The 14,675-nt window shown below is 52.1% G+C and carries 12 protein-coding genes; 7 read left to right on the top strand and 5 right to left on the bottom strand.

The annotated features are described in order from the left end of the window. Window positions 1-367 precede the first annotated feature (367 nt). Window positions 368-682, top strand: a complete 315-nt coding sequence (locus FOV68_RS21970) for a hypothetical protein (protein WP_010672113.1) — start codon at window positions 368-370, stop codon at window positions 680-682. A gap of 263 nt (window positions 683-945) precedes the next feature. Here the strand turns inward: FOV68_RS21970 and mobA are convergent, their stop codons facing one another. Continuing rightward, window positions 946-1,551, bottom strand: a complete 606-nt coding sequence (mobA, locus tag FOV68_RS21965) for a molybdenum cofactor guanylyltransferase MobA (protein WP_143991545.1) — start codon at window positions 1,549-1,551, stop codon at window positions 946-948. Window positions 1,552-1,595: 44 nt separating this feature from the next. On the opposite strand from mobA, the gene FOV68_RS21960 reads away from it, so the two are divergent. From FOV68_RS21960 to polA, 4 genes are all read left to right on the top strand, one after another. Further along, window positions 1,596-1,871 carry a YihD family protein gene (locus FOV68_RS21960; protein ID WP_143991544.1) on the top strand — a complete coding sequence of 92 codons (276 nt, stop codon included), beginning with the start codon at window positions 1,596-1,598 and terminating at the stop codon, window positions 1,869-1,871. Between the two features lie 45 nt (window positions 1,872-1,916). Further along, window positions 1,917-2,903: a serine/threonine protein kinase gene (locus FOV68_RS21955; RefSeq protein ID WP_010258460.1), complete on the top strand. Its 987-nt coding sequence runs from the start codon at window positions 1,917-1,919 to the stop codon at window positions 2,901-2,903. Window positions 2,904-2,929: 26 nt separating this feature from the next. Continuing rightward, complete coding sequence (gene dsbA / locus FOV68_RS21950) at window positions 2,930-3,559, top strand: thiol:disulfide interchange protein DsbA (protein ID WP_039387151.1); 630 nt, start codon at window positions 2,930-2,932, stop codon at window positions 3,557-3,559. Window positions 3,560-3,936: 377 nt separating this feature from the next. Beyond that, the gene (polA, locus tag FOV68_RS21940) at window positions 3,937-6,723 is read left to right on the top strand and encodes a DNA polymerase I (protein WP_143991543.1); all 2,787 of its coding nucleotides are present in this window, start codon (window positions 3,937-3,939) and stop codon (window positions 6,721-6,723) included. 417 nt (window positions 6,724-7,140) lie between these two features. Here the strand turns inward: polA and yihA are convergent, their stop codons facing one another. Continuing rightward, window positions 7,141-7,776, bottom strand: a complete 636-nt coding sequence (yihA, locus tag FOV68_RS21935; RefSeq protein WP_010258448.1) for a ribosome biogenesis GTP-binding protein YihA/YsxC — start codon at window positions 7,774-7,776, stop codon at window positions 7,141-7,143. A 550-nt stretch (window positions 7,777-8,326) separates the two neighbouring features. Here yihA and yihI point away from each other — a divergent pair. Together yihI and hemN are read left to right on the top strand one after the other, a co-directional pair. Beyond that, window positions 8,327-8,851 (top strand): Der GTPase-activating protein YihI, encoded by a 525-nt coding sequence (yihI, locus tag FOV68_RS21930; RefSeq protein ID WP_031591925.1) that lies wholly within the window; start codon window positions 8,327-8,329, stop codon window positions 8,849-8,851. 233 nt (window positions 8,852-9,084) lie between these two features. After that, complete coding sequence (gene hemN, locus FOV68_RS21925; protein ID WP_143991542.1) at window positions 9,085-10,458, top strand: oxygen-independent coproporphyrinogen III oxidase; 1,374 nt, start codon at window positions 9,085-9,087, stop codon at window positions 10,456-10,458. A 41-nt stretch (window positions 10,459-10,499) separates the two neighbouring features. On the opposite strand, the gene glnG is transcribed toward hemN, so the two are convergent. The 3 genes from glnG to glnA form a co-directional block, all read right to left on the bottom strand. After that, a complete protein-coding gene (gene glnG / locus FOV68_RS21920) occupies window positions 10,500-11,909 on the bottom strand; it encodes a nitrogen regulation protein NR(I) (RefSeq protein WP_010258440.1) in 1,410 nt (469 codons plus the stop codon). A gap of 7 nt (window positions 11,910-11,916) precedes the next feature. Next, on the bottom strand, window positions 11,917-12,966 hold the full coding sequence (glnL, locus tag FOV68_RS21915; RefSeq protein WP_008926971.1) for a nitrogen regulation protein NR(II): 1,050 nt from the start codon (window positions 12,964-12,966) through the stop codon (window positions 11,917-11,919). Between the two features lie 139 nt (window positions 12,967-13,105). After that, on the bottom strand, window positions 13,106-14,515 hold the full coding sequence (glnA, locus tag FOV68_RS21910) for a glutamate--ammonia ligase (RefSeq protein ID WP_010258434.1): 1,410 nt from the start codon (window positions 14,513-14,515) through the stop codon (window positions 13,106-13,108). Between the last annotated feature and the right edge of the window lie 160 nt (window positions 14,516-14,675).

Here is a 14,675-nt window from a genome sequence, read left to right as displayed (position 1 = left end):
TGCACTTTGCCACGTTAAGCTGAAAACTTGACCTGTAAGCCTGCTCCGGTAGCCTCCATGTTTCTTCATTTCCTTTTTGAATTACCAGTAACCTGATAAATACCGGAAACTATAATAATCATTAGATCAAAATATAAAATAAAGACTAGCAGATACAAAGTTTTTGAAATTTATAGCTTAATAAGTTACCAACTTATTAAGCTAATATGATAATAAACCTGCTAACAGGACTAACGCATAGCATTTAGAATGAATGGATTTTATTCTATTTACATTTTTTAGTGCTTGATTGAAACTAATTTCGACATTTAATTAAATGTCTCCGATGGATTTCTATTAAGCATTAATTAATTTAAGGAAGATTAAAATGAAAGAACTGACTGTTGCTGAAACAGAATTAGTATCAGGTGCCGCCTCTACTGGGATCTTAGACAGCATCGGTGGTGCAGTTATCGGAATGTTTGCTGGCGGAATGGGCGTTGCATGGGCGGGCTGGAACATCTCTGCTAATACTAATGGCGTAACCAGTGGAATCCTGGCTCCAGCACAGGGTGTTTTAGGCGGCCTGTTTGGTGGCATTTGGGGCGTTGTTTTTGGTCTGGTAGTCGGTGCTGCGGAAGGTACTGCTGATTCCATGGCACGCGCAGATTCAGTCTGGACAAATATTTTGAACGCTGGCTGATAATGCTCTGATCGTCCGGGGTATCACCTGCCATTTTAAATATCAGGCGTGCTGCCCCTTTTTTCTCTATCCCTGTCTGAAGCTATTTTACTGGTAATCAGTCATCCGATGTTGCAATGGCTGAGAATGCTCAGCGACTCTTATTCCACGAATAACTGTAGCCATCGTCATCCAGAGATAAAAAAAGCTCTTTTTTTTGCAAAAATAAGGACGTCCCGTTAATTGTTACTATCGGGCTGGATCTTCTGCTACTGGACTTTACATTATGCTGGCTGACGACCATTTCCGTCCGGCATATTGCCGGCAGGATAGTCCCTAAGGTCATCAGGCGTATTCACATTCAGGAATAGCGATTCATCATCATCCAGCAGCACCGCATGTCCACCCTGATCGCGCAGGAACTGCATCAGGCGACGCTCACCAGCCTGCAGGTATTCACCGAGTGGCGTACGGAGATCGCGATGAATAAGCGCCAGAGTAGGATGATCCCGGGTTTGTGAGCGCACCCACACTGCGGGGGCATCGCCTCGTTGTTGCATCAGCCGCTCCACGAAGTTGAGCGGGATAGCGGGGGTGTCGCAGGCGCTGAATACCGCCCATTCCCCTTCAATCTCACGCAACCCACTGTAGATCCCGGCCAGCGGACCGGGATAATCATCAAAAACATCCTTAATAACCCGACATCCGCTTAACTGATAGCGATCAATATTACGATTCGCATTAATCATGACAATGTCGACTTGTGGCCTGAGCCGTTCAAGGACATGCTGATAAAGCGGCCTGCCATCCAGCTGTACTAACCCTTTGTCCTGACCACCCATACGGCGGCCCTGACCACCGGCCAGAATGATGCCGCTTAACATTGTCATGACTGTGCCCTCGCTGATGACGCACTGTGAAAGGAGGAATCTGAATGAAATGCCATCGTTTAAACGAGTTAATCGCGTTGCTGCAACCCGCCTGGCAAAAAGAGCCTGATCTTAATCTGGTCACATTTTTACAGAAACTGGCTCAGGAATCTGGTTTCCGTGGCCCATTAAGTGAATTAACCGATGATGTATTAATTTACCATCTCAGGATGCGTGACTCAGCCAGCGATGATGAGATCCCAGGCCTGAAAAAAGACTATGAAGTTGATTTCAAAACAGCACTGCTCCGCGCACGGGGTGTCATTAAACAGGACGAGTAGTGTTATCCTTGGCTGCTATTTGCAAGGGCAACTACAGGTAACATGATGAGCGACGCTGCTTTTAATTTCCAGACATTGAATCCCGACGTGTTGCTTGATGCGCTCTGGGAAACAGGAATTCGCGTCGAATCGGGTCTGACAGCCCTGAACAGCTATGAGAACAGGGTTTATCAATTCAGCGACGACGAAAAACGCCGCTATGTTGCGAAGTTTTATCGCCCACAGCGTTGGCGTGCCGAACAGATTGCTGAAGAACATCAGTACGCACTTGATCTGCTGGCTGACGAAGTGCCCATCGCGGCGCCGCTGCGGTTAAAGGGTGAGACATTGCACAGTCACGCTGGCTTCTTCTTTGCCGTATTCCCCAGCCTGGGCGGACGGCAATATGAGACAGATAACGAAGATCAGATGGAGTGGGTAGGCCGCTTCCTGGGCCGCATTCATCAGACCGGGCGTAAAGCGCTGTTCAGGCATCGGCCTGCCATCGGTCTGGATGAATATCTGCATGAACCCCGGCAGGTGCTGGAGCACTCTCTGTTAGTGCCTGCATCGCTTAAAGTTGCACTGCTACAGGCTATCGATAAGCTGGGAAACACGCTGCAACAACAGTGGCACACCACGTGGCAGCCGCTACGATTACATGGCGACTGCCATCCGGGTAATATCCTGTGGCGTGACGGACCGCTGTTTGTCGATCTGGATGATGCCCGTAATGGCCCTGCTGTGCAGGATCTCTGGATGCTGATCAGCGGCGATCGTCAGGAACAGCGAATTCAATGGGATATACTGCTGGAGGCGTACAGTGAGTTCAGTGATTTTGATATTAATGAATTGTCACTGATTGAACCTTTACGCGCCATGCGCATGGTTTATTATCTGGCCTGGGTTGTCCGACGCTGGCAGGATCCCGCTTTTCCGCGCGCTTTCCCCTGGATGACAGATGAAGATTTCTGGCGCAGGCAAATTTCACTCTTTACCGAGCAGGAGAAGCTGTTGCAGGAACCTCCTCTGCAGCTGACACCGCAATATTAATGACGTAGTCAGGAGAATTTTTCACGATGAAAAAAATTTGGTTTGCACTGATGGGTTTAGTGCTGGCATTCAGCGCATCTGCTGCCCAGTTCACTGAAGGTAAACAATATGTGAGTCTGCCTAAACCTGTGGCCGGCGAACCTCAGGTGATGGAGTTCTTCTCCTTCTTCTGCCCGCACTGCTATCAGTTTGAACGTATTTATCACGTCAATGACGCGGTGAAAAAGAATCTGCCTGCTGAAACTAAAATGGTGAAATACCACGTCGATTTTCTCGGTGGAGATCTGGGGCCGGTCGTGACCCAGGCCTGGGCTGTCGCGATGGCGCTGGGCGTTGAAGATAAAGTGACAGCACCGATCTTCGATGGCATTCAGAAAACGCAGACCATCACCGATCCTGCCAGTCTGAAAGAGACCTTTGTCAAAGCGGCCGGTATTTCCGCAGCTGACTATGATGCTGCCTGGAACAGCTTCGCCGTAAAAGCGCTGGTTGCGCAGCAGCAAAAAGCCGCTGCTGATGTTGATCTGCGTGGTGTGCCTGCTATTTTCGTGAACGGCAAATACATGGTTAACAACGGCGGTCTGGATACCAGCTCTATGGATAATTTCGTCGCGGACTATGCGAACGTGGTTAAATTCCTGGTAAGCCAGAAGTAATCAGCCTCACACCCCGTTAAACGCCAGCTCTGCTGGCGTTTTTTTTATGCCTTTGAACAACGGGCCAATTTTTGTCCATCTCCAGGGCATAAATTTAATATCCACACAAGGGATCGCGCTATTAAAAATAGCGATCGGGTCACGGAAATTAAATAAGCCAATGAAATTTATGATTTTTATTCAGGTGCCGATTATTTATTTTCCTGAAAAACAGCGCGTTATAATTTTTACGCACAAAGTTATCCACAGAACGATCGTTGCGATCCTGTCCCCAAAAGCGTGAAAAACACCAGACGTGGCACGCCTTAGTTCACCATTTCTGCCTGGTTGTGGCATCCTTATAGCCCAACTCATAGCAACGAAGACTACACAGACTTATGGCGCAAATAGCAGAAAATCCCCTGATTCTGGTCGATGGCTCATCCTATCTTTATCGCGCGTATCACGCGTTTCCGCCGCTGACCAACAGTGCAGGTGAACCCACTGGCGCCATGTACGGCGTGCTCAACATGCTGAAAAGCCTGCTGGCGCAATACAATCCGAGTCACGTTGCTGTGGTGTTCGATGCCAAAGGCAAAACCTTCAGAGACGAGCTGTTTGAGCATTACAAATCTCACCGTCCCCCCATGCCTGACGAGCTCCGTGCACAAATTGAGCCTCTGCATGAGATGGTGCGGGCGATGGGGCTGCCGTTGCTGGCTGTGAGCGGCGTCGAGGCTGATGATGTCATCGGTACGCTGGCGCTGGAAGCGGAAAAAAAGGGTCTCTCAGTGCTGATCAGCACCGGCGACAAAGATATGGCGCAGCTGGTCACGCCCGCCATCACGCTGATTAACACCATGAGCAACACCATTCTGGGACCAGAAGAGGTTGAGCAGAAATATGGTGTTCCACCCGCATTGATCATCGATTTCCTTGCCATGATGGGTGATAGCTCCGATAACATTCCTGGCGTGCCAGGCGTCGGTGAGAAAACGGCACAGGCGTTGCTGCAGGGGCTGGGCAGCATGCAGACGATCTATGACAATCTGGACAAAGTGGCCGATCTCGGATTTCGTGGTGCCAAAACCATGGCGACCAAACTTGAGCAGAATCGTGATGTGGCGTTTCTCTCTTATCAGCTGGCGACCATTAAGACAGACGTTGAGCTGGCGCTGCCCTGTGAAGAGCTCACAGTCACTGAACCCGATACAGAGGCATTGCAGACCCTGTTCAGTCGTTACGAGTTCAAACGCTGGCTGAGTGACCTGCAGGACGGTAAATGGCTGCAGGGCAAAAAGAGCACTACGCAGGCGCAAAAAGCGCTGGCTGATGAACCGGCCCCGGTGGCTGAAACCAGCAGCGTGTTACCGACCGAGGGTTATGTCACCATTCTGGATCAGGATCTCTTTGATAGCTGGCTGGAGAAGCTGAAAAACAGCGAAGTCTTTGCGTTTGATCTGGAGACCGACGCGCTGGATACCCTGAGCGCTAACATCGTCGGCATCAGCTTCGCGGTGGCGCCCGGTGAAGCCGCCTATCTGCCGGTTGCCCATGACTATCTTGATGCGCCTGATCAACTGGATCGCGCCACCGTTCTGGCACAGCTTAAGCCCCTGCTGGAAGATGAGAGCGCCTGGAAAGTTGGCCAGAACCTGAAATACGATCGCGGCGTACTGAAGAACTACGACATTGAGCTGGCCGGTATCAAATTCGACACCATGCTTGAGTCCTATATCCTCAACAGCGTGGTGGGCAAACATGACATGGATAGCCTGGCCGCTCGCTGGCTTAACCATAAAACCGTGACCTTCCAGGAGATCGCCGGTAAAGGTAAAAATCAGCTGACGTTCAATCAAATCGCGTTAGAGCAGGCATCCCATTACGCTGCCGAAGATGCAGATGTGACTTTGCAGCTGCATCTGAAGATGTGGCCAGAGCTGGAGAAAGAAGCGGGACCGAAAAAAGTCTTCGAACAGATTGAGATGCCGTTACTGACGGTGATTTCCCGCATAGAGCGCAACGGTGTGCTGATCGATCAGTCTATTCTGGCGCAGCACTCGAAAGAGCTGACGGCCCGACTGGCTGAGCTTGAGTTAAAAGCGCATGAGCTGGCGGGGGAACCCTTTAACCTCTCATCCACCAAGCAGCTTCAGGTGATCCTGTTTGAAAAACAGGGCATCAAACCCACGAAGAAAACACCAGGCGGCGCGCCGTCAACCAGCGAAGAGGTGTTAGCCGAGCTGGCACTTGATTATCCGTTGCCCAAAGTGATTCTGGAGCATCGCGGCTTATCCAAACTTAAGTCTACTTACACGGATAAATTACCGCTGATGATTAATCCGATCAGTGGCAGGGTACATACCTCTTATCATCAGGCCGTCACCGCAACCGGACGCTTATCCTCTGCCGATCCGAATCTGCAAAACATTCCGGTGCGTAATGATGAAGGACGCCGAATCCGTCAGGCATTTGTTGCGGCCAAAGGCCATCGCATTGTGGCGGCAGACTATTCACAAATCGAACTGCGTATCATGGCGCATCTCTCTCAGGACAAAGGATTGCTGGACGCTTTTGCCCAGGGCGAAGATATCCACCGCGCGACGGCATCCGAAGTGTTTGGCGTGGCGCTGGATAAGGTCAGCGGCGAACAGCGTCGCAGCGCCAAAGCGATCAACTTTGGTCTGATTTATGGCATGAGCGCCTTTGGTCTGTCGCGTCAGCTGAATATCGGTGCGGGTGAAGCGAAAAAGTATATGGATCTCTACTTTGAACGCTATCCGGGCGTCCTGCGCTATATGGAGAACACACGCCAGCTGGCGGCGAGTAAAGGCTATGTCGAAACGCTGGAAGGCCGTCGGCTGTGGCTGCCCGATATTAAATCCGGTAACGCCATTCGCCGGAAAGCCGCTGAACGTGCCGCGATCAATGCGCCGATGCAGGGAACGGCAGCGGATATCATTAAGCGGGCAATGATTGCCGTGGATAACTGGCTGGAACAGCAAAACGACAATGCCGTCAGAATGATCATGCAGGTTCACGATGAACTGGTGTTCGAAGTTAAAGCCGAGGCGGTTGAAGAGGCGAGCCAGAAAATCAGTGCGTTGATGGAAGGTAGCGTACAGCTCGACGTACCTTTACTGGTTGAGGTCGGTGTGGGTGACAACTGGGATGAAGCCCACTGATTCGATGCGTGTGGTCGGTTCTGAAGAACAGAATCGGCCCTGAATCAGGTATAAGAAAATCGTTTAGTTGACCGGTTTAGCGCGGTCAACGCTGGCACTGAGAGAAAGCGCTTTTCTAACTGCTTATCTGCTAAACACTTTTTTCGTCATTAAACTACATCACAACGCTATTTTTGTGACGTGCATGGTAAAAAAAGTCCTGTTTGATGTAAGTAAGCAACAAAAAAGCCTTTGTCACGCACAGAAAATCAGGTAAAGTTCGTCGCGTAGGGTACAGAGGTAAGATGTTCTATCTTTCAGACCTTTTACTTCACGTAATCGGATTTGGCTGAATTTAGCCGCCCCAGTCATTCTGTGACTGGGGCGTTTTTTATTGGGCTTTTTGTACCGTCAGCGTCACCGGCACAGGGTTTCCACTCACTCTTCCGCGTCCTGATCTTCAACCGCCGGTTCAAGCGTATTAAACCAGCTGTCCAGCTTCTGACGAACCTTATCCACGCCGATTTTCTTCAGTGATGAGAAGAGTTCTACCTGCACATCACCAACAAATTCGAGAGCGGCTTCACGCACGACATTGAGCTGCGCTTTACGGGCACCTGAGGCCAGTTTGTCTGCTTTAGTGAGAAGCAACAGCACCGGAATGCCACTTTCCACTGACCACTGAATCATCTGCCGGTCGAGATCTTTCAGCGGATGGCGGATATCCATCAGGATAACCAGTCCTTTCAGCGCCTGACGTTTTTGCAGGTATTCACCTAACGCGCGCTGCCACTTCAGCTTCATCTCTTCCGGGACTTCGGCATAACCGTAACCGGGAAGGTCGACCAGACGCTTACCTTCTTTCACTTCAAACAGGTTAATCAGCTGCGTACGTCCCGGCGTTTTACTGGTACGCGCCAGACCCTTCTGATTGGTTAACGTATTCAGCGCACTCGATTTTCCCGCGTTCGAGCGGCCAGCGAAAGCCACTTCAATTCCGGTATCGGCAGGCAGATGGCGGATATCCGGCGCGCTCATGACAAAGTGGGTAACGTGATAATTCAATTCAGACAAGGTGACACTCCAGAAAACGCATTAAGGCAATGCGGGCGATTATACGCGTTATGACGCGAAAGTGCTCAATCGCATCTCGGTAACAAACTTTGTAAGAGATTTGCCATTAATGGTGCGGGTTATTTCGCTTTTTACTTTAATTACTAAAAATAAAAAAATATGTAATTCAATGCCTTAATGTTAATCGTTCTTTTTTTGAACTAACTATTTTTGACACTGACTTGAGGCTTTTACCAGTTGGTCTACATTAGTGTGCAGTGCACGGCAGCACACATCAGGATGATGCGCTCAGGGATACCAGGAGGGTTATGAGCGATGGAATGGAAAAGGGTCAGGGATGCGGCCAGACAGGGATAAGGAATAGCTCAGGAGTTGAGCAGGCGCGGGATTAACCGGGATGTTACGAGCCGAAAAGGATTTAAAACATGATTCCTTCTTATGAAGGTATGAAATAAGGCGACAGCTTGAGCTGTCGCCTTTTTTCTTTGTCTACTTTCTGCTAGATTTCGCCGCAATTCTATACTGAATAAAAAAGCCGGGACCGAATACTATGAAGCAACCTGCACGAGCTGCTAACGGCAAACCTGCCGTCAAAGCCAAACGCAAATCGCGTGACGATATCAACCATGAAGCACGCGATCGCAAACGTGATAAAAAGCATCGCGGACATGCATCTGGCAGCCGTGCTAATCCGGCTGCGTCCGAAAACAATGGCGGACGTCAGGCGGACAGCGTGAAAGATCCGCGCATTGGGAGTAAAAAACCGGTGGCCCTGATCGCTGAAGGAAAAACCGCCGCCGTTAAACCAAAGAAAAGCGCAGAAAAACCGGCAGCAGAGAAGAAAGTGCGTCTGACACCAGAAGAAGAGCTGGCGAAGCTGGAAAATGACGAACGTCTGGATACGTTGCTGGATCGCCTGGAAAATGGTGAAACGCTGTCGGCTGAAGATCAGGGCTGGCTGGATGCCTCGCTGGATCGTATCGACGAACTGATGGAGCAGTTAGGCATTGTGATGGATGATGCCGAAGATGAGCAGGCTGAAGAAGATATGTACCGTCTGCTGAAAGGCAACTAAGCAAATTTGATCGGCATGCGTTATCCGCATGCCGCGCTTAACAGGTAAACGACAATGTTTTGGCCTGGATCAATTTTCGCGCTGCTGGCGACATGTTATCTGCTGTGGTTATTGTTTAAACTACGACGCCTGTCGCGTCTGAAGCAACGTTTACGTCGGGTCTCATCCCGCTCACCTTTTGTCTCCTCTTCTTCGCGACCTTCTCTCAGACGACGTTCCCGGAAGGAGTGAGCATGCCATCGCAGCAGATTGAGTGGGATCAGGCGTTAATTGAAAAGTACAATTATGCCGGCCCGCGTTACACCTCCTATCCCACTGCGCTGGAGTTCAGCGAGCAGTACGCCGAAAACGACTTCCAGCGTGCCGTGGCGCGTTACCCTGATCGTCCGCTGTCGCTCTATGTCCATATTCCCTTCTGCCATCGTCTCTGTTACTTCTGCGGCTGCAATAAGATAGTGACGCGTCAGCGCCACAAAGCGGACCGCTATCTGGATGTGCTTGAGCAGGAGATTATTCAGCGTGCGCCGCTGTTTCGTCAGCGTCAGGTCACGCAGCTTCACTGGGGCGGCGGCACGCCAACTTTCCTCGACAATGCGCAGATTTCCCGGCTGGTGGGCTTACTGAAGCAGCATTTCAGCGTGGCCGATGATGCCGAAATGTCGATCGAAGTGGATCCCCGGGAAATTGAGCTGGATGTGATTGATCACCTGCGATCGCTGGGATTTAATCGTCTGAGCATGGGGGTGCAGGACTTCAACAAATCGGTGCAGGAGCGGGTTAACCGGGTACAGGATGAAGAGGTGATTTTCGGTCTGATGGCGCGTGCCCGTGAACAGGGGTTCAGCTCGACCAGCATTGACCTGATCTATGGTTTACCCCTGCAGACGCCCGCCAGCTTCGCCTGGACGCTGGAGCGTGTACTGGCGCTGAGCCCGGATCGTCTTAGCGTCTTTAACTATGCGCATCTGCCGGCGATGTTCGCGGCACAGCGTAAAATCAAAGAGGATGAACTGCCATCGGCTCAGCAAAAGCTGGATATTTTACAGCAGACCATCGCAACCCTGACTCAGCAGGGCTACCAGTTCATTGGAATGGATCACTTTGCGAAGCCGCAGGATGAACTGGCCATCGCGCAGCGCAAAGGGCAGCTGCATCGCAATTTCCAGGGATATACGACGCAGGGCGACAGCGATTTGCTGGGGCTTGGCGTCTCTGCCATCAGCATGATTGGCGACAGTTATGCGCAGAACCAGAAAGACCTTAATACCTGGTACAATTGTGTGGAACAGCAGGGAAATGGCCTGTGGCGTGGCATCGCCTTAATCGACGATGATTGCCTGCGTCGTGAAGTGATAAAAACGCTGATTTGTAACTTCTCGCTGAATTTTGCCGCGACAGAAGCACAGTGGGGCATTCGCTTTGGCGACTATTTTGCTGAGGATCTGGCGCTGCTGAAACCGTTGATAGCTGATGGGCTGGTGGAACAAACCGCTACGGGGCTGGAGGTGACGGGGATTGGCCGGTTACTGATCCGCAATATCTGCATGTGCTTTGATCGCTATCTGCGTCAGAAAGCGCGTCAGCAGCAGTTCTCCCGCGTTATCTGAAGAAACGGGCTGGCAGACTGCACCAGCCCGTACTGAACCGCTTATTCCATGCCCAGCTCTTTGAGCTTGCGCGTCAGCGTGTTTCGTCCCCAGCCCAGCAAACGTGCCGCTTCCTGTTTGTGGCCCTGCGTATGACGCAGCGCAGTGGTGAGCAGCGTTCGCTCCATCTCCGGCTGTGCTTCTGACAGCAGATTCTGATGACCGGAACGCAGAGCGCGATCGGCCCACTGTGCCAGCAGCGTTGCCCAGCTGTCAGGCAGCGACTGCACCGGATTCTCCGGCGTACTGGATTCAAACAGTTCTCCGGGCAGGTCCTGAATCAGGACTTCCTGACCCGCAGCCATCACGGTCAGCCAGCGACAGGTGTTCTCCAGCTGACGCACGTTTCCTGACCAGTGCAGTCGGGTTAACGCTGTCTCGGTTTCCGGATGCAGAATCTTCGCTTCCACACCCAGCTCACGCGCCGCCACCTGCAGGAAATAACGCGCCAGACGCGGGATATCCTCACGACGCTCACGCAGCGGCGGCAGATGCACACGAATCACATTCAGGCGGTGAAACAGATCCTCACGGAACTTGCCTTCCTGTACACGTAATTCCAGATTCTGGTGGGTCGCCGCGATAATACGCACATCCACTTTGACCGGCGCATAGCCACCAACGCGATAGAACTGGCCATCGGCCAGCACGCGCAGCAGACGGGTCTGCACATCCAGCGGCATATCACCGATCTCATCCAGAAACAGCGTGCCGCCATCCGCCTGCTCAAAACGGCCCTGACGGATCTGGTTCGCCCCGGTAAAGGCGCCTTTTTCGTGACCAAACAGTTCTGATTCAATTAAATCTTTGGGGATCGCCGCCATGTTGAGCGCGATAAAGGGCGCTTTGGTGCGCGGGCTGTGGCGATGCAGCGCATGGGCCACCAGCTCTTTACCGGTACCGGACTCGCCGTTGATCAGCACACTGATCGACGAGCGCGATAATCGTCCGATGATGCGGAACACATCCTGCATCGCGGGCGCTTCACCGATGATATCGGTGGTGGGTCCGCTGACCGGCTGATTACGTGGCTGCTGCTGCTCCTGATAGTGGCTGATAGCACGCTCGACCAGCGCAACCGCTTCATCAATATCGAACGGCTTAGGCAGGTAATCAAAGGCACCCTGCTGATAGGCACTGACGGCAGCGTCCAGATCAGAATGCGCCGTCATTATGATGACCGGAAGCATCGGATGACGCTGCTTAATCTGTTTCAGCAGCGCCAGGCCATCCATACCGGGCATGCGAATGTCTGACAGTAAAACGTCCGGGGTCTTGGTTGAGAGGGCATCCAGCACCTCGCTTGCGCTGTCAAAAGTCGCACAGCTCAAACCGGCTCCAGTGAGCGCGCGTTCAAGCACCCAGCGGATGGAGCTATCGTCATCGACGATCCAGACTATCCCTCGTTGCATAGAAACCTCACTGGCGAATAGGCAGGTAAACCGAGAATTCGGTGTGTCCCGGCCAACTGTTAAATTCTATTTTTCCTGAATGTTGATCAATCAGGCTACGGGCGATGGAGAGGCCTAAACCGGTACCGCCTTCGCGTCCGCTGACCATCGGATAAAACAGCGTATCCTGCAGCTGGGCCGGAATGCCGGGGCCATCATCTTCAATATCAATACGTGCCACCAGGCGATAACGCGTGCCGTGCAGCGTCAGCTGGAAAGCCGTGCGGGTGCGGATAATAATGGTGCCGCCATCGTCGCCCAGCGCCTGAAGCGCATTGCGCACCACGTTAAGCAGCACCTGTTCAATCTGATCGGGATCGTGCGGCAGTTCCGGCAGGCTGGGATCATAATCCCGTACCAGCGAGACATTCTCCGGCAGCTCCATCGACACCAGATTGACCACCCGTTCGGCCACCTGATGAATGCTCTGCGTGATGTGCATGCCCGGCTGCTGCGGCCCCAGCAGACGATCAACCAGATTCCGCAACCGATCGGCCTGTTCAATAATGACTTTGGTATATTCATTCAGCGAGGGATCGGGCAGGGCGCGGGATAAAAGCTGTGCCGCGCCGCGTAATCCTCCCAGCGGATTTTTAATCTCATGGGCCAGGCCGCGAACAAGATCGCGAGCGGCCACCTGCTGGGCATGCTGTAACTGCTCCTGACTGAGACGACGCTGATTATCCATCGGCGCCATTTCCATCAGGATTAAGCCATCGGGTAACCGCTGGGCAGTCAGCGACATAATGTGTGCGCGACCATCTACCACCAGCGTGACCTCACTGTCAGTAAATCCCTGGCCAGCCTCAAGACTCTCGCGCATCACCTCGATATTCAGCGAAAAGTAGCCGGTTAATTCCGGTAACGGCGTGCCGAACAATTTGCGTGAGCTTTGCGCCAGTAATTGCTGCGCCGCCGGGTTGGCGTAATGAATAACCAGATCGTTATCCACCAACAAAATACTGTTGATTAACGCGTTGAGAATCTGCCCTGCATCGGGCAGAGAGCCAGTTGCCATACAACGTTCCTCTGCACTAAAGAGGTGCATTTTAGTCTTTAAGCCGAAAAGAGGGCGAATGAACGGTGAATTCGCGGAGAAAAAAGCCCATCCGAAGATGGGCTAAAAGTTTCCACGGCAACAAAAAACGTCTGACCAGTTAAACGCTGTAGTAGAGCTCGAACTCAACCGGGTGTGGCGTCATGCGAACGCGATCCATCTCTGCTTTACGCAGTTCGATGTAAGCATCGATCGATTCGTCAGTGAATACACCGCCGCGGGTCAGGAACTCGCGGTCTTCGTTCAGTGCATTCAGCGCTTCTTCCAGAGAGCCTGCAACTTTTGGAATCTCAGCTTCTTCTTCCGGTGGCAGGTCATACAGGTTTTTGTCCATCGCATCGCCAGGATGGATTTTGTTGATGATGCCATCCAGGCCAGCCATCAGCAGTGCGGTGAACGCCAGGTATGGGTTAGCCGCTGGATCCGGGAAGCGCGCTTCGATACGACGCGCTTTCGGGCTGGCAACAACCGGAATACGGATTGAGGCTGAACGGTTACGGGCAGAGTAAGCCAGCATAACCGGTGCTTCGTAACCCGGGACCAGACGCTTGTAAGAGTTGGTGGTCGGGTTCGCCAGGGCGTTGATCGCTTTAGCGTGCTTGATGATACCGCCGATGTAGAACAGCGCCATTTCAGACAGGCCGCCGTACTTATCGCCGGCAAACAGGTTCTGGCCACCTTTGGAGAGTGACATATGGCAGTGCATGCCTGAACCGTTGTCGCCAAACATAGGCTTCGGCATAAAGGTCGCGGTTTTGCCGTAAGCGTGCGCAACGTTGTGAACCACATATTTGTAGATCTGAATTTCGTCCGCTTTTTTGGTCATGGTATTGAAGCGGGTTGCCACTTCGTTCTGACCCGCGGTCGCCACTTCGTGGTGATGCGCTTCAACGACCAGGCCCATCTGCTCCATGGTCAGACACATGGCAGAACGGATGTCCTGTGATGAGTCAACCGGTGGAACCGGGAAGTAGCCGCCTTTCAGACCTGGACGGTGACCTTTGTTACCGCCTTCGTACTCTTTACCGGTGTTCCATGCCGCTTCGATATCGTCGATAGCAACGTGTGAACCGGACGTCGATGAGCCGAAACGGATGTCATCGAACAGGAAGAATTCTGGTTCTGGTCCAAACAGCACGGTATCAGCGATACCGGAAGAGCGCAGGAAATCTTCAGCGCGCTTAGCGATAGAGCGTGGATCGCGGTCGTAGCCCTGCATGGTGCCTGGCTCGAGGATGTCACAACGGATGATCAGCGTAGAATCTTCGAAGAAAGGATCCATGACCGCCGTGGTGGCGTCAGGCATCAGCACCATGTCTGATTCGTTAATGCCTTTCCAGCCGCCAATAGACGAACCATCGAACATTTTGCCTTCTTCGAAGAAGTCAGCGTTAACCTGGTGAGCAGGGATCGTAACGTGCTGTTCTTTACCTTTGGTATCGGTAAAACGCAGGTCAACAAACTTAACTTCATGCTCGTTCATCATCGAGAGAACGTGTTCAGCGGACATACTCAACTCTCCTGGAAATGGTCTTTCATTATCTACATGGCGAGGAAACGTCGTTTCCGGAATACGTTGCGGGAAAACAACTCCCTGACCTACCTCTTCCGGCACGCTCTTCAACCGACATCTGTCTGGCGTTTACGCTTGATTTAGATAAAGCGAATTC

Source organism: Pantoea sp. paga (assembly GCF_007558755.1).
Taxonomy (GTDB): Bacteria; Pseudomonadota; Gammaproteobacteria; order Enterobacterales; family Enterobacteriaceae; genus Pantoea; species Pantoea agglomerans.
The sequence above is the reverse complement of the archived record's forward strand: the minus strand, read 5'-3'. Positions and strand labels throughout refer to the sequence as shown.